The sequence below is a fragment of the Lelliottia sp. 7254-16 genome (assembly GCF_002922995.1).
In the GTDB taxonomy this organism is placed as follows: Bacteria; Pseudomonadota; Gammaproteobacteria; order Enterobacterales; family Enterobacteriaceae; genus Enterobacter; species Enterobacter jeotgali.
On record NZ_PQVS01000004.1, the window covers coordinates 347,928 to 371,909 of the forward strand.

26 protein-coding genes are annotated in these 23,982 nt (G+C 52.9%); 13 read left to right on the top strand and 13 right to left on the bottom strand.

Features of this window, described 5'->3' with window-relative positions:
- Positions 1-28 precede the first annotated feature (28 nt).
- The 4 genes from murJ to rimJ form a co-directional block, all read right to left on the bottom strand.
- Entirely contained in the window at positions 29-1,564 is a 1,536-nt protein-coding gene (gene murJ / locus C3708_RS08730) for a murein biosynthesis integral membrane protein MurJ (RefSeq protein WP_095281573.1), read from the bottom strand.
- Positions 1,565-1,685: 121 nt separating this feature from the next.
- The gene (locus tag C3708_RS08735) at positions 1,686-2,609 is read right to left on the bottom strand and encodes a Gfo/Idh/MocA family protein (RefSeq protein WP_103948656.1); all 924 of its coding nucleotides are present in this window, start codon (positions 2,607-2,609) and stop codon (positions 1,686-1,688) included.
- Between the two features lie 2 nt (positions 2,610-2,611).
- Positions 2,612-3,262 (bottom strand): YceH family protein, encoded by a 651-nt coding sequence (locus C3708_RS08740; RefSeq protein ID WP_095281571.1) that lies wholly within the window; start codon positions 3,260-3,262, stop codon positions 2,612-2,614.
- A 9-nt stretch (positions 3,263-3,271) separates the two neighbouring features.
- Positions 3,272-3,856 carry a ribosomal protein S5-alanine N-acetyltransferase gene (gene rimJ / locus C3708_RS08745; RefSeq protein ID WP_095281570.1) on the bottom strand — a complete coding sequence of 195 codons (585 nt, stop codon included), beginning with the start codon at positions 3,854-3,856 and terminating at the stop codon, positions 3,272-3,274.
- Positions 3,857-4,145: 289 nt separating this feature from the next.
- Between rimJ and mdtH the strand changes: the two genes are divergently transcribed.
- The 9 genes from mdtH (at position 4,146) to C3708_RS08790 (ending at position 10,889) form a co-directional block, all read left to right on the top strand.
- The gene (gene mdtH, locus C3708_RS08750; protein WP_095281569.1) at positions 4,146-5,354 is read left to right on the top strand and encodes a multidrug efflux MFS transporter MdtH; all 1,209 of its coding nucleotides are present in this window, start codon (positions 4,146-4,148) and stop codon (positions 5,352-5,354) included.
- 127 nt (positions 5,355-5,481) lie between these two features.
- The gene (locus tag C3708_RS08755) at positions 5,482-6,042 is read left to right on the top strand and encodes a lipoprotein (RefSeq protein WP_095281568.1); all 561 of its coding nucleotides are present in this window, start codon (positions 5,482-5,484) and stop codon (positions 6,040-6,042) included.
- A gap of 139 nt (positions 6,043-6,181) precedes the next feature.
- Positions 6,182-7,228 carry a dihydroorotase gene (gene pyrC, locus C3708_RS08760; RefSeq protein ID WP_103948657.1) on the top strand — a complete coding sequence of 349 codons (1,047 nt, stop codon included), beginning with the start codon at positions 6,182-6,184 and terminating at the stop codon, positions 7,226-7,228.
- Positions 7,229-7,301: 73 nt separating this feature from the next.
- Positions 7,302-7,547: a DNA damage-inducible protein I gene (dinI, locus tag C3708_RS08765; RefSeq protein WP_095281566.1), complete on the top strand. Its 246-nt coding sequence runs from the start codon at positions 7,302-7,304 to the stop codon at positions 7,545-7,547.
- 271 nt (positions 7,548-7,818) lie between these two features.
- On the top strand, positions 7,819-8,073 hold the full coding sequence (gene bssS, locus C3708_RS08770) for a biofilm formation regulator BssS (RefSeq protein WP_095281565.1): 255 nt from the start codon (positions 7,819-7,821) through the stop codon (positions 8,071-8,073).
- Positions 8,074-8,189: 116 nt separating this feature from the next.
- Complete coding sequence (gene solA / locus C3708_RS08775; protein ID WP_095281564.1) at positions 8,190-9,308, top strand: N-methyl-L-tryptophan oxidase; 1,119 nt, start codon at positions 8,190-8,192, stop codon at positions 9,306-9,308.
- A gap of 61 nt (positions 9,309-9,369) precedes the next feature.
- Positions 9,370-9,483: a YceO family protein gene (locus C3708_RS08780; RefSeq protein WP_103948658.1), complete on the top strand. Its 114-nt coding sequence runs from the start codon at positions 9,370-9,372 to the stop codon at positions 9,481-9,483.
- A gap of 262 nt (positions 9,484-9,745) precedes the next feature.
- Complete coding sequence (locus C3708_RS08785; RefSeq protein WP_103948659.1) at positions 9,746-10,312, top strand: cytochrome b; 567 nt, start codon at positions 9,746-9,748, stop codon at positions 10,310-10,312.
- A 1-nt stretch (position 10,313) separates the two neighbouring features.
- Complete coding sequence (locus tag C3708_RS08790) at positions 10,314-10,889, top strand: YceI family protein (protein ID WP_103948660.1); 576 nt, start codon at positions 10,314-10,316, stop codon at positions 10,887-10,889.
- 44 nt (positions 10,890-10,933) lie between these two features.
- Here C3708_RS08790 and C3708_RS08795 read toward each other — a convergent pair whose 3' ends face one another.
- Positions 10,934-11,983 carry a rhodanese-related sulfurtransferase gene (locus C3708_RS08795; RefSeq protein WP_095281560.1) on the bottom strand — a complete coding sequence of 350 codons (1,050 nt, stop codon included), beginning with the start codon at positions 11,981-11,983 and terminating at the stop codon, positions 10,934-10,936.
- Between the two features lie 220 nt (positions 11,984-12,203).
- On the opposite strand from C3708_RS08795, the gene C3708_RS08800 reads away from it, so the two are divergent.
- The 3 genes from C3708_RS08800 to C3708_RS08810 all read left to right on the top strand — a co-directional run bounded on the left by C3708_RS08800 (position 12,204) and on the right by C3708_RS08810 (position 14,942).
- Entirely contained in the window at positions 12,204-13,130 is a 927-nt protein-coding gene (locus C3708_RS08800; protein WP_095281559.1) for a Kdo(2)-lipid IV(A) acyltransferase, read from the top strand.
- Between the two features lie 124 nt (positions 13,131-13,254).
- The gene (mdtG, locus tag C3708_RS08805; RefSeq protein WP_103948661.1) at positions 13,255-14,481 is read left to right on the top strand and encodes a multidrug efflux MFS transporter MdtG; all 1,227 of its coding nucleotides are present in this window, start codon (positions 13,255-13,257) and stop codon (positions 14,479-14,481) included.
- Between the two features lie 86 nt (positions 14,482-14,567).
- Positions 14,568-14,942: a MysB family protein gene (locus tag C3708_RS08810; protein ID WP_103948662.1), complete on the top strand. Its 375-nt coding sequence runs from the start codon at positions 14,568-14,570 to the stop codon at positions 14,940-14,942.
- A gap of 6 nt (positions 14,943-14,948) precedes the next feature.
- On the opposite strand, the gene C3708_RS08815 is transcribed toward C3708_RS08810, so the two are convergent.
- From C3708_RS08815 to mdoG, 3 genes are read right to left on the bottom strand one after another with little or no spacing between them, the layout of a single operon-like run.
- On the bottom strand, positions 14,949-15,176 hold the full coding sequence (locus C3708_RS08815) for a YceK/YidQ family lipoprotein (RefSeq protein WP_095284236.1): 228 nt from the start codon (positions 15,174-15,176) through the stop codon (positions 14,949-14,951).
- Between the two features lie 56 nt (positions 15,177-15,232).
- The gene (mdoH, locus tag C3708_RS08820; RefSeq protein ID WP_103948663.1) at positions 15,233-17,761 is read right to left on the bottom strand and encodes a glucans biosynthesis glucosyltransferase MdoH; all 2,529 of its coding nucleotides are present in this window, start codon (positions 17,759-17,761) and stop codon (positions 15,233-15,235) included.
- Positions 17,754-19,289: a glucans biosynthesis protein MdoG gene (gene mdoG, locus C3708_RS08825; protein ID WP_095284233.1), complete on the bottom strand. Its 1,536-nt coding sequence runs from the start codon at positions 19,287-19,289 to the stop codon at positions 17,754-17,756. The genes mdoH and mdoG overlap by 8 nt, the downstream gene beginning before the upstream one ends.
- Positions 19,290-19,561: 272 nt before the next feature.
- Here mdoG and mdoC point away from each other — a divergent pair, with 272 nt between their 5' ends.
- Positions 19,562-20,701, top strand: coding sequence for a glucans biosynthesis protein MdoC (gene mdoC / locus C3708_RS08835; RefSeq protein WP_103948664.1), 1,140 nt, complete (start codon positions 19,562-19,564; stop codon positions 20,699-20,701).
- A gap of 31 nt (positions 20,702-20,732) precedes the next feature.
- Here mdoC and C3708_RS08840 read toward each other — a convergent pair whose 3' ends face one another.
- The 5 genes from C3708_RS08840 to csgA all read right to left on the bottom strand — a co-directional run.
- Entirely contained in the window at positions 20,733-22,220 is a 1,488-nt protein-coding gene (locus tag C3708_RS08840; protein ID WP_103948665.1) for a phospholipase D family protein, read from the bottom strand.
- On the bottom strand, positions 22,153-22,695 hold the full coding sequence (gene ymdB / locus C3708_RS08845; protein ID WP_095281553.1) for an O-acetyl-ADP-ribose deacetylase: 543 nt from the start codon (positions 22,693-22,695) through the stop codon (positions 22,153-22,155). Before ymdB ends, C3708_RS08840 begins: the two co-directional genes overlap by 68 nt.
- A 111-nt stretch (positions 22,696-22,806) precedes the next feature.
- Positions 22,807-23,127 (bottom strand): type 1 fimbrial protein, encoded by a 321-nt coding sequence (locus tag C3708_RS08850; RefSeq protein ID WP_095281552.1) that lies wholly within the window; start codon positions 23,125-23,127, stop codon positions 22,807-22,809.
- A gap of 114 nt (positions 23,128-23,241) precedes the next feature.
- Positions 23,242-23,565: a curli assembly chaperone CsgC gene (gene csgC, locus C3708_RS08855; RefSeq protein WP_103948666.1), complete on the bottom strand. Its 324-nt coding sequence runs from the start codon at positions 23,563-23,565 to the stop codon at positions 23,242-23,244.
- A 60-nt stretch (positions 23,566-23,625) separates the two neighbouring features.
- A partial coding sequence (gene csgA, locus C3708_RS08860; protein WP_103972659.1) for a curli major subunit CsgA occupies positions 23,626-23,982 on the bottom strand: 357 nt, incomplete at its 5' end.

The following is a 23,982-nucleotide window of genomic DNA, read 5'->3' on the forward strand; positions in this document are numbered from 1 at the left end:
CACCATCAGGTGACTCCCCTTTAGTCGTTTATGCCGTGCGGCGAGCGAACTCTTTCACCTTAAAGCCCAGAACCGCCAACGTCGCGAAGTAGGCCACAATCCCGACCACAACCACCGCCATCAGGCGCAGAATACGATACGGCATGGTGCCGAGGGACCATTCTGGCATCACGTACATCATGCCCACCAGCGCCGCTGCCATCACCACAACCGCCACCAGCAGACGAATCAGGAAGCTCAACCAGCCAGGCTGCGGAGTGAAAATTTTCTGTTTGCGCAGCTGCCAGTACAGCAGTCCGGCATTCAGACACGCCCCCAGACCAATCGACAGCGACAGACCGGCATGTTTCAGCGGTCCAATAAACGCGAGGTTCATCAGCTGGGTCATCACCAGAGTGACAATCGCAATTTTGACCGGTGTTTTAATGTCCTGACGCGAATAGAAGCCTGGCGCCAGCACTTTCACCACAATCAATCCCATCAAGCCGACGGAGTACGCCACCAGTGCACGCTGGGTCATCAGGGCATCAAAGGCGCTGAATTTACCGTACTGGAATAAAGACACGGTTAACGGTTTCGCCAGAATCCCCAACGCCACCGCACTAGGCAACGCCAGCAGGAAGCACAAACGCAAACCCCAGTCCATCAGACGGCAGTATTCATCGTGATTACCGCTGGCAAAGCTGCGCGACAGCGACGGTAGCAGAATAGTCCCCAGCGCCACGCCCAGCACGCCGGACGGGAACTCCATCAGACGGTCGGCGTAGTACATCCACGACACCGAACCGGAGACCAGGAAGGAGGCAAAAATGGTGTTAATAATGAGGGAAATTTGGCTGACGGAAACACCCAAAATCGCCGGGCCCATCTGCTTGATCACGCGCATCGCGCCCGCATCGCGGAAGTTAATGCGCGGCAGCACCAGCATGCCGATCTTCTTCAGATGCGGAAGCTGATACGCCAGCTGCAACACGCCACCAACGGTGACCGCCCACGCCAGTGCCAGCACCGGTGGGTTAAAATGCGGCGCGGCAAACAGGGCAAAACCGATCATGCTGACGTTTAAAAACGTCGGCGCAAATGCCGGAACGGAGAAGCGGTTCCAGGTATTGAGGATTGCACCCACCAGCGAGGCCAGCGAAATCAGCAGGATATAAGGAAAGGTAATGCGCAGCAGCTGCGTGGTCAGCGTGAATTTCTCCGCCGTATTGGCAAAGCCCGGCGCGGTCACCATGATCACCCACGGCGCGGCCAGCATCCCGACAACCGTCACTACCGCCAGCGCCAGCGTAAGCAGGCCCGCAACGTACGAGACAAACACCCGCGTCGCGTCTTCGCCTTGCTTGCTTTTGTATTCCGCCAGAATCGGCACAAAGGCCTGCGAGAATGCCCCTTCAGCAAAGATGCGGCGCAGCAAGTTAGGCAATTTGAACGCCACGAAAAAGGCGTCAGTGGCCAATCCCGCGCCAAATACCCTGGCGACAATTGCGTCGCGCGCAAAACCGAGCACGCGAGAAAACATGGTCATCGAGCTGACTGCGGCCAGCGATTTTAATAAGTTCATTAACGTGAATTTCCACAACCACACTGCAAAACGCCTGCAATGCAGGCGTGAAAAGAGGCGCTTAGTCTACCCGTATTTAAGCGAATTACTATCCGCAGATGTTACAGGGATTAAACTGTTTTCACTCGCTCATCGCCTCGCGCCAAAGCTTTTCGATGATGCGCTGCGCCAGAATAGCCTGCTCGCCCGATGTTTCAGGAACTGTCTGATTTTGCACGCACTCGATAAAGTGACGCGCACATCCGGCAAAGCCGCGCTGCTCGAGCGTACTCTGCCAGCCTGGGATAGGACGGGTCACCACCCCGCTCCCTTTCTCCTCACGCCATTCGCGCATATCTGTCACGTCGAAAAGCGCGCCATCGGTCACGGCCTGTACCGATTCACGCTGGCTTCCTGCACGGCGGTGCATACTGGTTGTCAGCTGAATATTGTCCACCGAGAAATGGTGTTCGGCATAGACCATTTCGCCCTGATCGTTGGTTTGCAGCGTACCGCTTTTCAGCTGTGCATGGCCATTGGTCAGCCACAGCGCGGTATCCACCACGTGAAGATAATCGTCCAGCAGCGTGAAGCGCAGATCGTTTGGACCAATGCTGTCAGTGCGATGTTTATCCATCCGCAGCGACGCCGCCGTGCCAAGTCGAGTTTTGAGATCCTGATAGAGCGGAGCAAAGCGGCGATTAAACCCGACCATTAGCGTCAGGTTTTTGCGAGCGGCCAGTTCAATCAGACGCTCGGCATCCTGCACATTTTCCGCCAGCGGTTTGTCGACACAAACGTGAACACCGGCATTCAGGAGCGCCGTCACGACCTGATAGTGGGTCGACGTTGAGGTATGGACAAATACCGCATCGCATTCTCGCGCCAGGTCGAGAAGCGACGTTGCATACGGCATTCGCCAGGTTTCACAGATTTGCAGCGCTTTTGCGCGCGTCGGCGACCATGCGCCCACCAGCGTCCAGTCCGTTGCGGCACTGAGTACCGGCAGCCAGGCCTTTTGCGCGATCCCGCCGAGACCAACCACGCCAATGCGTAATTTTGTCACTGTTAATCTCCCAGATGTGCCAGCAGAGAATCCAGACGTTGCTTCAGCTCAGCCACTTCGTTTTCCAGTGTTTCGACGCGCGTAGTCAGCGATTCGTCATCCGCAGGCGCGATCGCTTCTACGACGTTAATCAGCGTTTGTACATTCCCGCTAAACAAGTGCATAAAGCGGCTTTCGCGTTTGCCCGGCTCACGCGCCAGACGCAGGACGAACGGGCCATCTTCACGGGTCGCTAGATTTTCCAGCGTTTGCTCCACTTCCTGCATATCGCTGAACTCATGCATTCTTCCTGCGCGGGATCGTAATTCACCCGGCGTTTGCGCCCCACGCAATAACAAGGTGGTGATCACCGCCACTTCGGCACTGCTCAGTTTTAGATCGCCAAACTCGGAATTACAAAAACGCTGCTCATATTTGGTGACGCGATTACCAAACCCACTCACGGTGCGCAGGTAGTGGCGTTTGACCAATTCATCCAGTTGCTCCTGCACCTCATGCTCGCTCAGGTTGAGCACCGGTTCACGGTTGGTTTTCTGGTTGCAGGCCATCGTTACCGCATTGACTGACAGCGGATATTGCTCTGGCGTGGTGACCTGTTTTTCCAGCAGGCAGCCAATGACGCGCGCTTCTGTGGCAGTTAACTGGTATTTCATCTTTTCTCCTTAACGACCTGCGGTCCATTCTTTGGTGGTTAACGCCGTCAGCACGTGGTCACGCCACTCGCCGTCGATCAACAGATACTCTTTCGCATAGCCTTCTTTCTCAAACCCGAGGCGCGCCAGCAGATCGCCGCTGCGCTGATTGTGCGGCATATAGTTGGCCATGATGCGATGAATGTGCTGCGAACGCTGCATATAGCGTATCGCGCTGGTCAGGGCTTCAAACATTAATCCCTGTCCCTGCCATTTCTGACCGATGGAATAGCCGAGGTAACAGGCGTGAAACGATCCGCGCACCACGTTGGAAAAATTGGCAATGCCGATAATTTCTTTCTCTTCCGGGTCCAGCAGGGCGAAATAAAAAGCGCTGCCCTGCTTGTGAAATTCGGCAATCATGCTCAGGCGAGCCTGCCAGCCAGAGGGATAACAGTGGCTTTCATCCCGAACGGGCTCCCAGGGCTTCAAAAACTGGCGATTCTCGGCGTAATAATCCGCCAGACGCCAGGCATCACGCTCATGCACCAGACGGACGACCAGTCTGTCTGTTGTCAGGCGCACTTTTGGCACATTACTGCGATAGCCAAACATCGATACCACTCCTTCCCGTCACTTCTGATCTAGCTGTTAGCTTTACTATACCTGTGCCTGTGCTTTCTGTGAAAACAGTGACATATCCTTTTTTACTGATTTCACAAAATTCGATTAAAAAGCTGAATCAAACCACCCTTTTGATAAAAAAATATTGTCGCTGGATAGGTGGGAAAAAAGACGCTAACCCCGCAGAATGTTAGCGTGCTCACCTTTATATACATCTAAGTCTTCAGGCTCCTTTTTGGAAAGCCCGAAAGATGAGGTGTATTTCCCCTCTGGAGGGAAGATGTCCCGCGTATCACAGGCAAGGAGCCTGGGTAAATATTTCCTGCTCGTCGATAACATGCTGGTCGTGCTCGGCTTTTTTGTCGTGTTCCCGCTGATCTCCATTCGCTTTGTGGATCAAATGGGCTGGGCGGCATTAATGGTCGGCATTGCGCTGGGATTGCGTCAGTTTGTCCAGCAGGGGCTGGGGGTGTTTGGCGGTGCGATTGCCGACCGCTTTGGCGCAAAACCGATGATCGTTACCGGCATGCTGCTGCGTGCAGCAGGATTTGCCACTATGGGCATCGCTCACGATCCGTGGCTACTGTGGTTCTCCTGCTTCCTTTCCGGGATTGGCGGCACCCTTTTTGACCCGCCGCGCACCGCGCTGGTTGTCAAACTGATTCGCCCGCAGCATCGCGGTCGCTTTTTCTCTCTGCTGATGATGCAGGACAGCGCCGGTGCGGTGGTCGGTGCGCTGCTCGGCAGCTGGCTGCTGCAATACGACTTCCGCCTGGTGTGTGCCACCGGCGCGGTCCTGTTTATCCTGTGCGCTGGGTTTAACGCCTGGCTGCTGCCGGCCTGGAAACTCTCGACGGTGAAAGCGCCGGTCCGCGAAGGGCTGGGTCGCGTGCTGGCGGATAAACGGTTTGTCACTTATGTGCTGACACTGACCGGGTATTACATGCTGGCAGTACAAGTCATGCTGATGCTACCGATTATGGTCAACGACATCGCGGGATCGCCTGCGGCGGTCAAATGGATGTACGCCATTGAAGCCTGCCTGTCGCTTACCCTGCTCTACCCTATCGCGCGCTGGAGTGAAAAACGTTTTCGTCTTGAGCATCGCCTGATGGCAGGTCTGTTGCTGATGACTCTGAGCATGATGCCGATTGGTTTAGTCGGCACTCTGCAACAGCTGTTTATTCTGATTTGTACCTTTTACATTGGGTCGATCATTGCTGAACCGGCCCGTGAAACACTCAGCGCGGGCCTTGCCGATCCCCGCGCCCGTGGCAGTTACATGGGCTTTAGCCGTCTGGGTCTGGCCTTTGGCGGCGCGCTGGGATACGCCGGTGGCGGTTGGCTGTTTGATGCGGGCAAAGAATTAAATCAACCCGAGTTACCGTGGATGATGCTGGGCGTCGTGGGCTTTATTACGCTCATCGCCCTGTGGTGGCAGTTCAGCCCAAAACGCAGTACCAGCGGGATGCTGGAGCCGGGTGCATAAAGAAACACTTCGGGCGAAAGGTCCTCTTTCGCCCCTGATTATCAGGTTTTTCTGCTGGTATCTGCTATACCCGCCTGACATACTGAGGCGTCAGGACATACGCGCCGACATCATGTTGAGGAACCCCATGAAGAAGATTGTCATTGCTGCTGCTTTCGTTATCAGTGGCCTGCTGGTCGGTTGTAACCAGCTTACCCACTACAGCGTGAGTGAGCAGGAAATTAATCAGGCGCTGGAAAAACACAATAATTTTTCTAAGGATATCGGCGTACCTGGCGTTGCCGATGCCCATATCGTACTGAATCATCTCGTCAGCCAGATTGGGCGAGAAGAGCCAAACAAAGTCACCCTGTCAGGTGATGCCAAACTGGATATGAACTCTCTTTTCGGCAGCCAGAAAGCCAACATCAAACTGAAACTGAAAGCGTTGCCGGTGTTCAACAAAGAAAAAGGCGCGATTTATCTGCAAGAGATGGAGATCGTGGACGCCGAAGTGACGCCGGAAAAAATGAAACCGGTGCTGCAAACGCTAATGCCGTATCTGAACCAGTCGCTGCGCAACTATTTTAATCAGCAGCCTGCGTATGTGCTGAGCGAAGACCGAAGTAAAGGCGAGGCCCTGGCGAAAAAATATGCCAAGGGCATCGAAGTGAAACCGGGTGAAATTATCATTCCGTTCACGGATTAACACTGAGGGCGCTAAGGCGCCCTTTTTTACACGCACATTTAACGGAAATGTGTGCAAACGAAAACGTTTCCGCATATGATTTGTGTCCGGCAAAAACAGCCATCCTTATGACTGATTCCTGATAAGCCGGAGCATATCAATGACTGCACATCCCCAGGTTCTGAAAATCCGCCGCCCTGACGACTGGCATATCCATCTGCGCGATGGTGAGATGCTGAAAACCGTTGTCCCCTACACCAGCGAAATCTATGGCCGCGCGATTGTCATGCCTAACCTGGTTCCGCCAGTCACCACCGTTGATGCCGCGATCGCCTATCGCCAGCGCATCCTCGACGCTGTTCCTGCTGGCCACAATTTTACTCCGCTGATGACCTGCTATCTGACTGATTCCCTCGATCCGAACGAGGTGGAACGCGGCTATAAAGAGGGCGTGTTTACCGCCGCCAAGCTCTATCCGGCCAATGCCACGACCAACTCCAGTCACGGCGTCACCAGCACAGATGCGATTATGCCGGTGCTGGAGCGCATGGAAAAACTGGGTATGCCGCTACTGATCCACGGCGAAGTCACGCATCCTGACATTGACATTTTTGATCGTGAAGCTCGCTTCATTGAGACCGTCATGGAGCCGCTGCGCCAGCGTCTGCAAGGGCTGAAAGTGGTCTTTGAACACATCACGACCAAAGATGCGGCAGAGTACGTGCGCGACGGTAACGAATTGCTGGCCGCAACCATTACCCCACAGCATCTGATGTTCAACCGCAATCACATGCTGGTCGGCGGCGTGCGCCCGCACCTTTACTGCCTGCCAATCCTCAAGCGTAATATCCACCAGCAGGCGCTGCGTGAGCTGGTTGCCAGCGGTTTTACCCGTGCCTTCCTCGGGACCGACTCTGCGCCGCACGCACGTCATCGTAAAGAAGCCAGCTGTGGTTGTGCAGGCTGCTTCAACGCCCCAACGGCGCTGGCAAGCTACGCCACCGTATTTGAAGAGATGGGCGCGCTGGAACACTTCGAAGCCTTCTGTTCCCTCAATGGTCCACGCTTCTACGGTCTGCCGGTGAATGAAACCTTTATCGAACTGGAGCGTAAAGAGAGTCAGGTGGAAGAATCCATCGCTCTGACAGATGACACGCTGATCCCATTCCTGGCCGGTGAAACGGTAAACTGGACGGTTAAACGCTAATTTTTGTCGCCCCCTGTTGTATGTCTTATACAATACCTGTATAAATAAACAGTACGTTACACAGGGGGCAATTATGCGTATTGAAGTGACTATCGCCAAAACAACCGTTTTGCCTGCTGGCGCGCTGGACGCGCTGGCCGGAGAATTATCCCGACGCATCAACGACACCTTCCCCGATCGCGAAGGAGCCGTCACCGTCCGTTACGCCACCGCCAATAATCTCTCCGTACTCGGTGGGGCAAAAGATGATAAAGATCGTATTAGCGAAATCCTGCAAGAAACGTGGGAAAGCGCCGACGACTGGTTCATCACAGATTAATTATTTCTCCCTCATTGTCATTTTTTGCCGGGTCGCCCCGGCTTTTTTTATCCTTTTTAAATAAGTTCAAATTAATTGCGTATCTTCTTAAAAAAACGTGAATAAGATGCCGGTTTATTGTTCAAACAATCCTAAAAAGCACAAAAATGTGTTGCTGCCTGTTTATTTTCCCCTGCAGATCCCTTATTTATTGATATACTGAAGTTGCTTCAGAAAAACACGCATTGAACCTCACAGTCGTTGTCTTATCACACGTATTACGGGGGTTATGATGGAAAAGAATAATGAAGTCATCCAGACCCATCCGCTTGTTGGATGGGATATCAGTACCGTAGACAGCTACGATGCACTGATGCTGCGTTTGCACTACCAGACCCCGAATCAGCCTAGCCGTGAAGAAGCGGAAGTTGGTCAGACACTGTGGCTGACCACAGATGTTGCACGCCAGTTTATTTCTATTTTAGAGGCAGGCATTGCCAAAATAGAGTCTGGCGACTACCAGGAAAATGAGTATCGTCGGCATTAATGTTATGCCCTACATTCACTCAACAGGCACCTTAACGGTGCCTCATTTATTTCTCCCTTGAATAAGCCTTTCATCTTATTTACTCTGCAACTTAAGTCCTGGTTTAAGAGATTCTCATGAAATACGACTTGATTATTTTAGGCAGCGGCTCCGTCGGTTCTGCTGCGGGTTATTACGCCACCAAAGCTGGCCTGAACGTCCTGATGATCGATGCCCACCTTCCTCCGCACGCAGAGGGCAGCCACCACGGCGACACCCGCCTTATTCGCCACGCCTATGGTGAAGGCGAGCGCTACGTTCCGCTGGTGCTTAGAGCACAAGCGCTATGGGACGAATTATCAGCCCTGAGCGAGGATAAGATTTTTGAGCGCACGGGTGTGGTGAATCTCGGCCCTGCGCATTCGGAATTTCTGGCAAACGTCGAACACAGCGCCCGTGAGTTCAATCTGGACGTTGAGCGCCTCGATGCGAGTGCCATCTCCCAACGCTGGCCAGAAATCACTGTCCCGGCAGATTACATCGGGCTGTTTGAAGCCAACTCCGGTGTGCTGCACTGCGAAACTGCGATCAAAACCTGGGTATCCCTCGCAGAACAATCAGGCTGTGCGCAGCTGTTTAACTGCCCGGTGACCGCCATTCATCATCATGACGACGGCGTGACCGTAGATACGCCGGAAGGCCCATACACGGCTTCTCGCCTGCTGGTGAGCGCCGGAACATGGGTCACGAAGCTGATGCCTGAGTTACCGATTCAGCCAGTGCGTAAAGTCTTCTCGTGGTTCCAAGCCGATGGCCGTTTCAGTACGCAGAACAAATTCCCGGCGTTTACGGGCGAACTGCCGAACGGCGATCAGTTCTACGGCTTCCCGTCCGAGAAAGATGCGCTCAAAATTGGCAAGCATAACGGCGGGCAAATCATCTCCTCACCGGAAGAGCGCAAACCGTTTGGTGATTTACCGGGCGATGGTTCTGAGGCTTTTAGCTTCTTACGCCATGTGCTGCCGGGTGTCGGTGGGCTGCTCTACGGTGCCGCCTGCACCTACGACAACACCCCAGATGAAGATTTCATCATCGACACGCTGCCAGGCCATAACAACACGCTGCTGATCACCGGGCTGAGCGGCCACGGGTTCAAATTTGCTTCTGTGCTGGGTGAGATAGCCGCGCAGTTTGCTCAGGGAATCGCGCCACAGTTTGATCTGACGCCCTTCTCTCTCGCGCGTTTTGGCGGATAATCTTGTCTTCAGGCTCCGACGATTCGGAGCCTTTCTTTTTATATCGTCGGTAGCAGAAATGATGCGCAGGATTTTTGATTATCTGGTTAATAATATACGCGAGCATTTGATGCTCTATATTTTATTATGGTCTGCACTGGCAATCATCGATGTTATTTATATTGTATTTTTCTGAAAAGATGCGCTGACGATAATTGACAATACTTTATATTAACTGAAACTACCGCAAATTATTTGATAACCAACACCCACTCCGCAAGCCAGTAAAGATGTCAAAAAACCCACTTCAACCACGAATACATTGAATCAAAATGCAAAGACACAATCAAAATAACTGAAATAGAAAAATGAATAATCCTAATACTTAAATATCATTTGCAATAATATTCTTCACAGGCCATGTTTACCCTTCAAATTAATTAGGGACGGTCATCTTTATGCAACTGCGTAATTCTTCTGCACGCTATGGATTAATATCCATGCTAATGCACTGGTTAATTGCCCTCGCGGTTTATGGCATGTTCGGCTTAGGTTTGTGGATGGTGACGCTGAGCTATTACGACGGCTGGTACCATCAGGCCCCTGAACTGCACAAAAGCATTGGCATCCTGCTGATGATGACTCTGGTCGTTCGACTCGTCTGGCGCCACTTTTCTCCGCCACCTCCGCCCTTGAAAAGCTACAGCAAACTGACGCGGATTAGCGCGGCGGGTGCGCACATCGCGCTCTATGGGGTCCTGTTTGCCATTTTTATCAGCGGCTATTTGATTTCCACCGCAGACGGCAAACCGATTAGCGTATTTGGCCTTTTTGACGTTCCGGCAACTCTCACGGACGCCGGCTCTCAGGCCGATCTGGCGGGCCAGGTGCATCTATGGCTTGCCTGGGGCGTCGTGATTTTATCTGTCCTTCACGGCCTTGCGGCCCTTAAACATCATTTCATCGATAAAGACGCCACGCTCAAGCGCATGCTGGGCCGATCGTCGGTTGACTCTGGAGTATAAAATGAAAAAACACCTGCTGGGTATCGCGTTAGGTTCTCTGGTATTTGCCACCGGTTCTGCCGTGGCGGCTGATTATAAAATTGATAAAGAGGGCCAACACGCCTTCGTTAATTTCCGTATTCAGCATCTGGGCTATAGCTGGCTGTATGGCACATTTAAAGATTTCGATGGCACCTTTACCTTTGACGAGAAGAATCCCGCAGCGGACAAAGTGAATGTGACCATTAACACGACCAGCCTGGATACTAACCATGCCGAGCGCGATAAACACCTGCGCAGCGCAGATTTCCTCAATGTGGCGAAATTCCCGCAGGCGACATTCACCTCAACGGCAGTGAAAAAGGATGGTGAAGGGCTGGATATTACTGGCAACCTGACGCTGAATGGCGTGACCAAACCGGTCACACTCGACGCAAAACTCATTGGTCAGGGTGATGATCCGTGGGGCGGCAAGCGCGCTGGCTTCGAGGCCGCGGGTAAAATCCATCTGAAAGATTTTAACATTACCACCGATTTAGGCCCGGCATCGCAGGACGTTGAGTTGATTATTTCCGTGGAAGGCGTACAGCAGAAGTAGTGCAACACTATCCCGGCTGCGCGATGCAGCCGGGATATTACGGGTTATTCCGGATCAGGAATACCGAGTTTAGTATTCAGACGACCGCGTGATTTATTGAAGATCTTATTGCCGTTTTCACGTCCTGCGCGACGGCGGCGCTGTTCCTCTTCAGGCAACACGCTCTCTTCGCTACACAGTTCGCTACAGCATCCTCTGAATTTCTCCGCACACGTCGGACACTGAATAAACAGCAGATGGCAGCCGTCATTTTTGCAGTTCGTATGGGTGTCACAAGGCGTTCCGCACTGATGGCAATGCGCGATGATGTCTTCAGAAATACGCTCGCCCATACGCTCGTCAAAGACAAAGTTCTTACCGATAAAGCGCACCGGTAAACCCTGCTCACGCGCACGACGGGCATACTCGATAATCCCGCCTTCAATATGCCAGACTTTGTTGAAACCGCTGTGTTTCATAAAGGCACTGGCTTTTTCACAGCGAATGCCGCCGGTGCAGTACATCACAATTTTTTTATCTTTGTGTTCCTGCATCATTTCGACGGCTTTCGGCAGCTGCTCGCGGAAGGTATCCGCCGGGATTTCCAGCGCGTTCTCGAAATGCCCCACTTCGTACTCGTAGTGGTTACGCATATCGATGAACACCGCATCCGGATCGTCCAGCATGGCGTTAACTTCAGCCGCTTTCAGATACTCGCCAACATCTGCGGCGTTGAACGAGGGATCGTCAATTCCATCCGCTACGATACGTTCCCGCACTTTCATGCGCAGCACCCAGAAGGATTTCCCGTCATCGTCCAGCGCGATATTCAGGCGCAGATTGTCGAATGCCGGGTGAAAACCATAAAGAAAATCGCGGAAAGCACTGACTTTACTTTCTGGCACGCTGATCTGGGCATTGATGCCTTCATGAGCCAGATAAACGCGGCCAAACACGCTCAGCGCTTCGAAGGATTTATACAGTGCGTCGCGGGTTTCCTGCGGCTCAGGGATAGAAAAATATTTGTAGAATGAGATCGTTACACGCGCTTCGGTTTCCGCCAGCATGCGTGCTTTCAACGTCTCATTCGAAATGCGGTTGTGTAACACTGGCATGGTGTACGGTTCCTGCAATCGTTAAGAGAAAGAAAATCGGCGGCATCATATAGCATACAATGAGAATTTACATCCCCATATTTTGCGCTACATTTTCCTCATCCAAAAAATAATGTCGCAACAATTGCTGTAAAAGCGCTCATCTGGAACTCATTCGTTTTGGTTATGGTTTTAAAAAATGCGAGAATGATTGCATAAGGACGAAAAAGACAGGAAAGACATGACCCAATTACCCAAATTTTCTATGGAGCTGCTCCACCCGCGTTACTGGCCAATCTGGTCTGGCGTCGGCCTTTTATGGTTGCTGGTTCAACTGCCCTACCCGGTGATTTATCGTGTTGGATGCGGCCTCGGTCATATCGCTCAGCGCTACATGAAACGGCGCGTCAAAATTGCGAATCGAAATCTGGAACTTTCCTTTCCAGAAATGAGTGCGCAAGAGCGCCACCGCATGATCAGGAAAAATTTCGAATCTGTCGGTATGGGTTTGATGGAAACGGGAATGGCCTGGTTCTGGTCAGACAAACGTATGGCGCGCTGGTTCGAAGTGACCGGTACGGGCATGGAACCGGTGCATACACTGCAAGCGCAAAAAACCGGCGTGCTGCTGATTGGGATTCATTTTCTCACCCTCGAAATCGGGGCACGGATGTTCGGCATGCAAGCACCGGGAATCGGCGTGTATCGCCCGAACGACAATCCGGTCATCGACCTGCTACAAACCTGGGGCCGCATGCGTTCCAATAAGAGCATGATTGATCGTAAAGACCTTAAAGGAATGATCCGCGCGCTAAAAAACGGTGAAGTGATCTGGTACGCACCGGACCACGACTATGGTAAGCAATCCAGCGTGTTCGTCCCCTTCTTTGGCGTCGAAAAAACGGCGACCACCACCGGAACCTGGATGCTGGCGAAGATGTCAAAAGCGGCTATCGTGCCCTTCGTTCCGCGTCGTAAACCCGACGGAAAAGGCTACGAGTTAATGATGCTTGAGCCGGAATGCACACCGCCGCTGGAAGATGCAGAAACCACGGCCAGATGGATGAATGGCATCGTGGAAAAATGCATCATGCTCGCCCCTGAGCAATATATGTGGCTGCATCGTCGTTTCAAAACACGCCCAGAAGGCGAACCCTCGCGCTATTAATCGCAATGCGGTCTTTCAGGCCGCATCCACTTTTAGCTTTAAAAGCCCTTCGCATTGCAGCAATCATCACTCAGGCGCATAATTAGCAGGCTTATTACCTTCTTTTTTTGCGTTACGGATTGCTATGTCGCCCTCAGATGCCCCCATAAACTGGAAGCGTAACCTCATTGTTGTCTGGCTTGGCTGTTTTCTGACCGGTGCCGGTTTTAGCCTGGTCATGCCCTTTCTACCCCTGTACGTCGAACACCTCGGCGTGACTGGCCATAGCGCGCTGAACATGTGGTCTGGCCTGGTGTTCAGTATCACCTTCCTGTTTTCAGCCGTCGCGTCCCCCTTCTGGGGTGGGCTTGCCGATCGTAAGGGGCGCAAGATTATGCTCCTGCGTTCGGCCCTCGGCATGGCCATCATCATGGTGCTGATGGGGCTGGCGCAAAACATCTGGCAGTTTCTGATCCTGCGCGCCCTTTTGGGATTACTGGGTGGCTTTGTGCCTAACGCTAACGCGCTGATCGCCACACAAATCCCACGACATAAAAGCGGCTGGGCACTAGGAACGTTATCGACTGGCGCAGTCAGCGGCGCACTGTTGGGCCCGCTTGCTGGCGGCCTGATGGCCGATAGCTACGGTCTGCGTCCCGTGTTCTTCATTACCGCCAGCGTCCTTTTTGCCTGCTTCCTGCTGACGGCGTTCTTTATCCGGGAAAACTTCACTCCGGTGCCAAAGAAAGAGATGCTGCATGCCCGCGATGTTATCGGCTCGCTGAAAAATCCAAAACTGGTATTAAGCCTGTTTGTCACGACGATGATTATTCAGGTGGCGACCGGTTCTATCGCCCCAATACTGACACTGTACGTTCGCGAGTTAGCGGGTAACGTCAGCAATATCGCTTTTATCAGTGGGATGATTGCCTCGGTGCCTGGTGTCGCCGCGCTGCTCAGTGCCCCGCGTCTCGGGAAACTGGGCGATCGCATCGGCCCGGAAAAAATTCTAATTGCCGCACTGATTATCTCCGTCTTGCTTCTGATCCCCATGTCGTTCGTACAGACGCCGTGGCAACTGGGCGTATTGCGCTTCCTACTCGGTGCTGCAGACGGGGCGCTACTCCCTGCGGTGCAAACGCTGCTGGTCTACAACTCCACAAACCAAATTGCCGGACGGATCTTCAGCTATAACCAGTCTTTCCGTGATATCGGCAACGTCACAGGGCCGCTGGTTGGGGCCGCGATCTCTGCCAGTTATGGTTTCCGCGCCGTGTTTATCGTCACGGCCCTCGTTGTGCTGTTTAACGCTATTTATTCCTGGTGGAGCCTGGCCCGCGCCTCGCAGCCCGCGCTTAATGCATCCTCCTGATAACTTATTGGCGCATTCATACTTGCAAAATCAGAGAATCAGCTATTATTTCCCTGAACACCACTGCGAATCACAGGGAGAAACCGATGACCATGTATGCCACGCTGGAAGAAGCTATTGACGCCGCTCGTGAAGAATTTCTCGCTGACAATTCTGGCGTCGAAGCCGAAGATGCGGATATTCAGCAACTCAATATCCAAAAATATGTCCTGCAGGATGGCGATATTATGTGGCAGGCCGAATTCTTCTCCGACGAGGGTGAAGACGGAGAATGTCTGCCGGTGCTGAGCGGTGACGCCGCTCAGGCGGTTTTCGATGGTGAGTATGAAGAGATCGAACTGCGCCAGGAGTGGCTTGAAGAAAACACCCTTCACGAATGGGACGAGGGTGAGTTTCAGCTTGAACCGCCGCTGGATACCGAAGAGGGGCAAACCGCAGCGGACGAGTGGGATGAGCGTTAATTCACGCTATTCATATGGGCCGTGCTGGGCATCGATGGGCAACAACAGCGTATCGAAGACCAGCGAAAATGGCAGATCGAGGATTGTCACGTAGCGCCATGCGGAGTCGCGGACATCCCATTGCACGCCGGGATAATACTGGTTGCCATGACCCTGACCAGGAATAGTGCGGCTGATAATGCTGCCACATCCGGTCAGCATAAGCGCCATTATCACCACGATGAGTATTCTCATTAAAACCTCATGTAAAAAAATACCGGCCTTGGCCGGTATTTTCATTTTCGTTCTGCTTACTTCGCCTTCAGGGCCTGCGGATTAAGCGTTATCGTCGAGTAATAATTTACCCACGACGAATATTTCTCCGGCGCGGACCAGACGCGGTAATGTAAACGCGACATGGTCACCGGATCGCTTAACAGCACCAGACGGCGATCGCGGTTCAGTTTTTCCGGCGTTTCATTCAGCGCTTGTTCGATGTGGCGATCGCGAGCGATCTCCAGCACCTGGCTGGCGCGGTGACGGCCCGTTGCCATTGCGGTGGCTAAGGCGTTAAACGACGGATTAAAGACCGCGTGAATAAAACCATCACCCAGCGAGCGATTGCGGTTCATCTCCAGATACTTATCGGTATCCACCAGCACCTGCGGCGGGGAATACTCTTCCGGGATCAGGAACAGTTTCCAGCGTTTAGTACGTAATCCCATCGTAGAACGACTGGAGATAACGGAGACAAACGGCGACAGGATCAGCGAGAACACAATCGGTGCCAGCCAGAACAGGAAACGTAAATCCAGCCACGCCATACCTGCAGCCCACACCAGACCCAGCAGCATTTGCGAACCATGACGCATAAAGGCTTCGCCCCACGGCGTTGAGTCATCATCACGCTGCGGTGAGTTCCAGACCACTTCCCAGCCAAGGAACGCGCTGACCACAAACACGGTGTGGAACAACATGCGCACCGGAGCCAAAAGTACCGAGAACAGCACTTCGAGCAGCAGGGAAAGCGTCACGCGACAGAAACCACCGAACTCTTTCGAGCCTTTGCACCAGATCAAAATGATGCTGAGCAGCTTAGGCAGGAACAGCAAAACCATGGTCGAGGCAAACAGCGCAATCGCCAGCTCAGGACGCCATTGCGGCCACACAGGGAACAGCTGGCGCGGTTGCAGGAAGTACTGTGGTTCAGTCAGAGCGTGCACGACCTGCAATGCCGTCGACAGCGCCAGGAACATAAACCAGAGCGGTGCAGAGAGATACGACATCACCCCGGTCAGGAACACGGCGCGGTGAACCGGGTGCATCCCTTTTACCAGGAACAGACGGAAGTTCATCAGGTTGCCGTGACACCAGCGGCGATCGCGTTTCAGTTCATCCAGCAGGTTCGGCGGCAGCTCTTCATAAGAACCCGGCAGATCGTAAGCAATCCACACCCCCCAGCCTGCACGGCGCATCAGCGCGGCTTCCACGAAGTCGTGGGACAGAATGGAACCGGCAAATGAACCTTCGCCCGGCAGCGGTGCCAGCGCACAGTGTTCGATGAACGGCTGTACACGAATAATGGCGTTGTGACCCCAGTAGTGAGATTCACCCAGCTGCCAGAAGTGCAGACCGGCGGTAAACAGCGGCCCGTAAACGCGGGTCGCAAACTGCTGACAGCGCGCGTACAAGGTGTCCATACCAGACGCTTTTGGCGATGACTGGATGATCCCGGCGTTCGGGTTCGCTTCCATCAGACGCACCAGCCCGGTCAGACACTCACCGGTCATCACGGAGTCGGCGTCCAGTACCACCATGTAGCTGTACTGATTCCCCCAGCGACGGCAGAAGTCATCGATGTTACCGCTTTTACGCTTCACACGACGGCGACGACGACGGTAGAAGATCTGCCCTTCGCCCTGTACTTCTGCGATCAGTTCCATCCACGCTTTCTGCTCGGCAACGCAGATATCCGGGTTGTAGCTGTCACTCAGGATGTAGACGTCGAAATGCGCCGCATTTCCGGTCGCCTTCACAGACTCCCAGGTGGCGCGCAGGCCCGCAAATACACGGTCGACGTCTTCGTTACAGATAGGCATGATCAGCGCCGTACGGTGCTCAGGATTTAAGGCTTCATCCCCGACCGTTGATGCCGAAATGCTGTATTTGTCACGCCCCATCAGCAGTTGCAGGAAGCCCATCAGCGCGGTCCAGAAACCGGCCGAGACCCAGCAGAACAACACCGCGAAGAGGAGGAGGATCCCACTTTGCAGAATGTACGGCAGCAACTGCATGAATGAAACCCACAGATTTTGTCCCACCATATCGGCAGGATTAATCATCGCCCAGCCCTGATAAGGCAGGATGGTTTTCATATACCAGGTTGCAACAACGGTTTGCGCCAGCGTCAATACCAGCAGGGTATAACGACGAATAGTGCCCACGGTACGCCATTTCTGCTCGGACGCTTGCTGTTCTTTCGTCAGGCGAGACAGATAGCGCGGTGTCACATCGCGACCGCGCAAACGATCCCAGAAGCGCCCAACCGGGTTGGTGCGCCACGGGTCCGGGAACATGGAAGAGCGCGTTGCTTTAGGCATAGCCTTCAGCTGTGTGCGCCCTTCGTCGTCTTTAATCAGTTGCCCTTCTGCCAGCGAATCCGGCCAGGCCTGCTCCAGACGCGCCTTGACTGATCCCAGTGGCGTATCGTCATCACGGGTAAACTCGTGATGATCGCCATCCAGCGCGGTATGAACCGCGCGGATGTCGCTCTTTGGCAGCGCCGCTTTTTCAATATCTGTCAGCGGCATGGCATCGATGTATTCAGATGTATTATTCATTAGCAGGTAGCTGATAGCTCCAGGTTTCACTCAGCGGCTGATCGGCATTGACCAGCGCAGCACGCATTTCAGTGGTCTGTTTTGGATCTTTCACTTTCACACGCAGGGTTAAGCGCCACCCTTTGGTCACCGGGTTGTAACGCACGGAGCTTTCAACGATTTCACCATTGTCACCAATGCTGGTTTGCGCCGTCACAGGCGTATCCGGCGTCAGTTTTTTCATATCCTGACCGGCGAAATCGACTACAAACGCCACGGTACCATCAGGCTGGCGAATGAGATTGGACTGTTTCACATCGCCCGTAGAACGGCGAGTCTGCATCACATACGCGTTGTCCGGCGCATGCAGTTTGTCTTCATCACGGCTGAAGGTAATGGTGTATTTGAAGTTCATCTCTTTGCCAGCTTCCGGAAGCTGATCCGGAGTCCAGTAAGCGACGATGTTGTCGTTAGTTTCATCGTTGGTTGGGATCTCAACCAGCTCCACCTTCCCTTTGCCCCAGTCCCCTTTCGGTGTGACCCAGGCGCTTGGACGCAGATCGTAACGATCGTCGAGATCTTCAAAACGGGAGAACTGGCGACCACGCTGCAACAGACCAAAGCCCTGCGGGTTTTCCATTGCGAAGCTGCTGACCGCCAGGTGTTTCGGGTTGTTCAGCGGACGCCAGATCCACTCACCGTTGCCGGCAAGAATGGACAGACCGTTGGAATCATGGAGTTCCGGGCGGAAGTTGGTTGCCGGAGACGGCTGGTTCGGCCCAAACAGGAACATACTGGTCAGCGGTGCAACGCCCAGTTTGCCCACTTTGTCGCGCAGATAAACTTTGGACTGCACGTCAATGACCGAATCACGGCCAGGCATGATCACAAAGCGGTAGGCACCCGTGGCACGCGGAGAGTCCAGCAGTGCGTAGATAGTCAGGCGTTTATCGGTTGGTTTTGGACGCTCAATCCAGAACTCACGAAAACGCGGGAATTCTTCACCCGACGGTAACGCCGTGTCGATAGCCAAACCGCGCGCAGACAGGCCATAAACCTGACCAGAACCGATCACGCGGAAATAGCTGGCCCCCAGCATGCTGACAATTTCGTCGTTTTTATCTTTGCTGTTGATGGGGTAAAGGACTTTGAAGCCCGCAAATCCCAAATCTTTAACCGTGTCTTTGTCGTGCTTCACATCGCCAAAATTAAAATAATCCGGGCTGTACTTGATCTTACGTACCGCAGTTGCCGTCACTTCATTAATGGCAACCGGGGTGTCGAAGTACATACCCTGATGATAAAACTCAAGCTTGAACGGGGTTTTAACGTTATTCCAGTACGCTTTGTCGTGATTGAACTGGATCTGCTGATAGTCCGCATACTTCATATCGCGGAAGACGGAGGGCAGGTTACTTTTTGGCGCCTCATAGCCTTTATCAGCCAACGATTTTGCCTGTTTTGCGACATCATCGATGGAAAAAGACCATGCAGAAGAGGTATACAGTGACAACAATACTGCAGCACCTAACCAACGCATTTTTATCATTTGTGATTTATGTTTCATAATAAGTAAGCACTTCCCCCTTTGTGTGCTTAATTCGATCCGATCCATTTTACTGGAAATTCAGGCAATCCGACAACATTATCACTGCTTTGTTCAGCGCGCTGGCTCATGGATTAAGCAATCAGAAGACCCTCTCTTCACTTTGCGTGCTTATCCTGGAGACAGGGTGTCGGTCTTGGTGTAGGGTTGGCTTCGAATGTAACCACTATTAGTCTTATGGATAAGGCGAAAAGTCTGAGAATGCACAAAGTTATATGACCAATGTACCTGTACAACGTGAATATTTCCTCGACTCGATCCGGGCATGGCTGATGCTATTGGGGATCCCTTTTCACATCTCTTTGATTTACTCCAGCCACACCTGGCATGTAAACAGTATAGAGCCCTCATGGTGGCTGACACTGTTCAACGACTTTATTCACTCCTTCCGGATGCAGGTCTTTTTCGTCATCTCAGGCTATTTCTCTTATATGCTGTTTCTGCGCTATCCCATCAAACGTTGGTGGAAAGTGCGCGTAGAGCGCGTCGGCATCCCGATGTTGACCGCCATCCCGCTGCTCACGCTGCCCCAGTTCATCATGTTGCAGTACGTCAAAGGCAAAGCGGATAACTGGCAGAATCTAACGTTCTACGAAAAATACAACACCCTGGTCTGGGAACTGGTATCACATCTGTGGTTCCTGCTGGTGCTGGTGGTGATGACTACCGTCAGTTTGTGGATTTTCAGCAAGTTACGCCGCAAACTGAGTCGACATCACGAATCGCACTTTCCCAATATAACCTGGGCGAAACTTTCCCTGCTCTTCTTAGCACTGGGAATCACCTACGGCGCGATCCGCCGTATTCTGTTCCTGGTGTATCCGCCGGTGCTCAGCGACGGGTTGTTTAACTTCGTGGTGATGCAAACCTTGTTCTACATCCCTTTCTTTATGCTCGGCGCACTGGCCTTTATCGCACCGAAGCTCAAAGAGATGTTCACCACTCCGTCGCCGTGGTGCGCTGTCGGCTCTGCGCTGGCGTTTGCCGCCTATCTGCTGAATCAGCGTTACGGCAGCGGCGATGCGTGGATGTATGAAACGGAAAGCGTGATTACCATGCTGCTGGGGCTGTGGATGGTGAATGTGGTGTTTGCGCTGGGGCATCGTCTGTTGAATTTCAAATCAACGCGTGTGACCTATTTTGTGAATGCTTCACTGTTTATCTACCTGGTTCACCACCCGCTGACGCTCTTTTTTGGTGCATACATCACCCCGCACATTAGTTCTAATGCATTAGGCTTTTTCACTGGCCTGGTGTTTGTCGTGGGCATCGCCATTCTGCTGTATGAAGTTCATCTGCGAATTCCGCTTCTGCGTTTCCTGTTTTCCGGTAAACCGCAAAACAAAACGGCTTGATTCCCTTCTCGCGCCGGGTCTTCCGGCGCGATTACAGTAGCCATTCGACCGGTAGCCACCACGCCAGGCGCACCAGCACTCGTTGCCAGAAACGCGTTTTGGGCTCTTTCTTCAGAACAATTTCTTGCCCCTCTTTTTGCTCAACCCAGTTCAAGCGTCCGAATTTATCCAGTCGGATTTGCCACGCCTCCTGCTGACGGCTTTTCAGAAAACGACGGTGGATGAGCCGCGCCAGGACTTCGCTTTCAATCACAAAGCCCATTTCGGTGTTGAGCATCGTTGAGCGCGGATCAAAATTCAGCGAACCGATAAACACTTTCTCGTTATCAATGCTGAATGTTTTGGCATGCAGACTGGAGCCAGAATTCCCCGTCAATCCTCGATCCCTCAGCCCCGGCACGAAATCTTGTGTCGGTTTCAGCTCATACAGCTCAATCCCGTGGCGCAACAGTTTTTTACGCCAGCGTGCATATCCTGCATGTACTACCGCCACGTCATTAGCCGCCAGTGAATTGGTGAGAATGGCGATTTTGACACCTTTGCGCACCATCTGCAGAAGCAGCGCCACGCCCGCGCGAGTGGGGACAAAATAGGAGGAAATAATATCGATTTGTTCGACCGGAGACCCCATCACATCAATCAGGCGCGCAGGCAGCAGGGAATGGCGTTTCGCTCGCCCTAATCCTTTACGTGGATCGTCGCTGAGCAGCCGCGTTTTAGCCCAGATGAGCGGTAAATCGCGTGCTTCAAGATGGGTGATGAACTGGCTGGATTCCAGTTTATTCAGATACCGTTGTGCAATGTCATTTTGATACCAGTCATCAGGAGGCTGGAGGCGCGATTCAATCTCTTCTTCCGACAGGTCAAGCACCTGTTTCAGAGTAGCGACACAGGCACTGGTCCAGTAGCGTTCAAAATCGTCAGCCACATCTGCCACCACCGGCCCAATGGCCATCACATCCAGATCGGTAAAAAGCGGCGCCTCTCCGGCTCCAAAATAGGCATCCCCGACATTTCGCCCACCGATGATGGTCACTTCGCCATCTACGGTGAAACTTTTATTGTGCATACGGCGATTTAATCGGGCGAAATCGGTGAGATAACCCAGCGCACGCAGCGTTCTGAAAGAGAAAGGATTAAACAGGCGAACATCAATATTGGGGTGTGAATCAAGTAAACGCAGGAATGTGTCCAGCCCCTGCGTATTATTGTCGTCCAGCAGCAATCGGACGTGGACTCCGCGCGATGCGGCGGCCAGCAGCACCGAAAACAGCAGCCGCCCCGACATGTCGTCCTCCCAGATGTAGTACTGCACATCCAGAGTTTTCTCCGCCATTTCCGCCAGCCGATAGCGGCAGGCGAAAGCGTCGAGGCTGTCATCCAGAGGCAGCAAACCGCACAGCCCCGGATGTTCGGCGTTGACGGGCGAGATCGCTCGCCCGAGCCGCGTGTTATGCGCCGAGTTCTTGTTCCCGTTGGGTAAGGAGTCGCTGGTATAGCTGGGCATTTTCTTCATCATAGCAAACAAAGTATACCCGCTCCGGCAGTGGCTTACGGGTGAGATAGTCTGAAACTGTCGCCACCGCTATCGCCGCCGCTGCGGCCTTTGGAAAACCGTAAACGCCGGTGCTAATCGCCGGAAAGGCCAGCGTTTTATAGCCATTGGCGGCAGCCAGACGCAGAGAATTCAGATATGCATCTTCAAGGCTTCTCGCTTCGTGATTTTCCCCGCCCTGCCATACCGGGCCGACGGCATGAATCACCGCTTTAGCCGGGAGATCTCCCGCAATGGTAATCACCGCATGGCCCGGCGCCAGCTCGCTCTGATGCTGACGGACAACTTTACAGGCTTCCAGCAGTTGCGGCCCGGCCGCGCGATGAATGGCTCCGTCAACGCCTCCTCCCCCCATAAGTGATGGATTGGCTGCATTGACAATGACATCCACGTGCTGCGTGGTGATATCCCCGAGAACAACTTCAATTTGCGGTTTCATATCCAACCCTCTACTACTGCCCATCTATTAATTAAGTGTATAGCAGCGGTCGGTTGGGAAGAAGAGATTGATCGGAAAAGCCCTCCGGCCCGAAGGCGGGAGAGCTGATGTTTAGCGATAATCGATTTGTACAACGCCTAGTGTTTTTTCAGGGTTAATGTATTTCATGCTGACAGTAGCAATGTTCGGGTAGGGATTATGCCCCCTGAGCGCGTCCCGATAACTTACCTGAGTCGTTTGCATGCGCCCCTGATGTGGGCAAGACAGCGCAAACTGATGCTGTGCAGGGGATATTTCACACGGATCTTCAACTATCGCCCCGCGAAAATGAATCACGCCGCCGTTAACTAACGTTGCTGAAAACGCCGGTGTCAGGGCCGTTGAAGCGATAATAGCTGCCGCAAAGATACATTTTACTGTGGACGCTGCCATGGTTGGCTCCTCAATGAGAGATCATCCCTGAGGGGTCATGCATTCCTTATTAACATCATAGAAACATTCATTGGGAACCGCCAAATTATCCAATATATTGATTTCGTGAATATTTCATTCGGAACCCGGCCATTGTTGCGATAAATGTAGCGATTGCCCGTCAGATACATTAACGACAATTTTTACAGAATCTTGAGGGCCGATATTTAAACTAAGCCGGGTTAAATCAATGGGCTGATTAGCGGGAATAGACAGCGTGTTGCGTTGGCTGGAGGTACTTTGTCCGCCCTGTCCCTGACGTGAAGAGATAATTTGCACCTGACACACGCAGGGCTCAGTCAATATGACCTGAGGAATAATGGTCGTCATCTCCCCCTCATGCGTTGTTTTGAACGTAATCTGACTGGAGAGTGCGGCAAGGAGTAATAAGGTGTGCATGATAAACTCCCGAAAAAAAACAGGGCAAGTGCCCTGTTTTTTTATAGTACAGATTCGATATTAGTACTGATGCGCAGTCGCGTTGTTGCCAAAACCAACCTGGTGCACAGTTACAGTTGAGCCGGAAGCTGTCTGATCGACTGCCGCGCCGTTGCCGCCGCCGAACTGTTTGACTTCCATAGTGGAGTTTTTACCATTCCACTGATCGAGGGTAGCACTGTTACCAAAGCCTTTCTGCAGCAGATCGATAGAGCTGTCATCAGAACCTTGTCCTACGTCAGCACCGTTACCGCCACCATGCTGAGTAATAGTCAGGTCAGAATTTTTCGCGTCAGATTGCAGAGCAACAGCTGAGTTACCGCCGCCGTACTGGTAAATGCTGAGAGTTGAGTTCGGGCCGCTATTATTACCGCCACC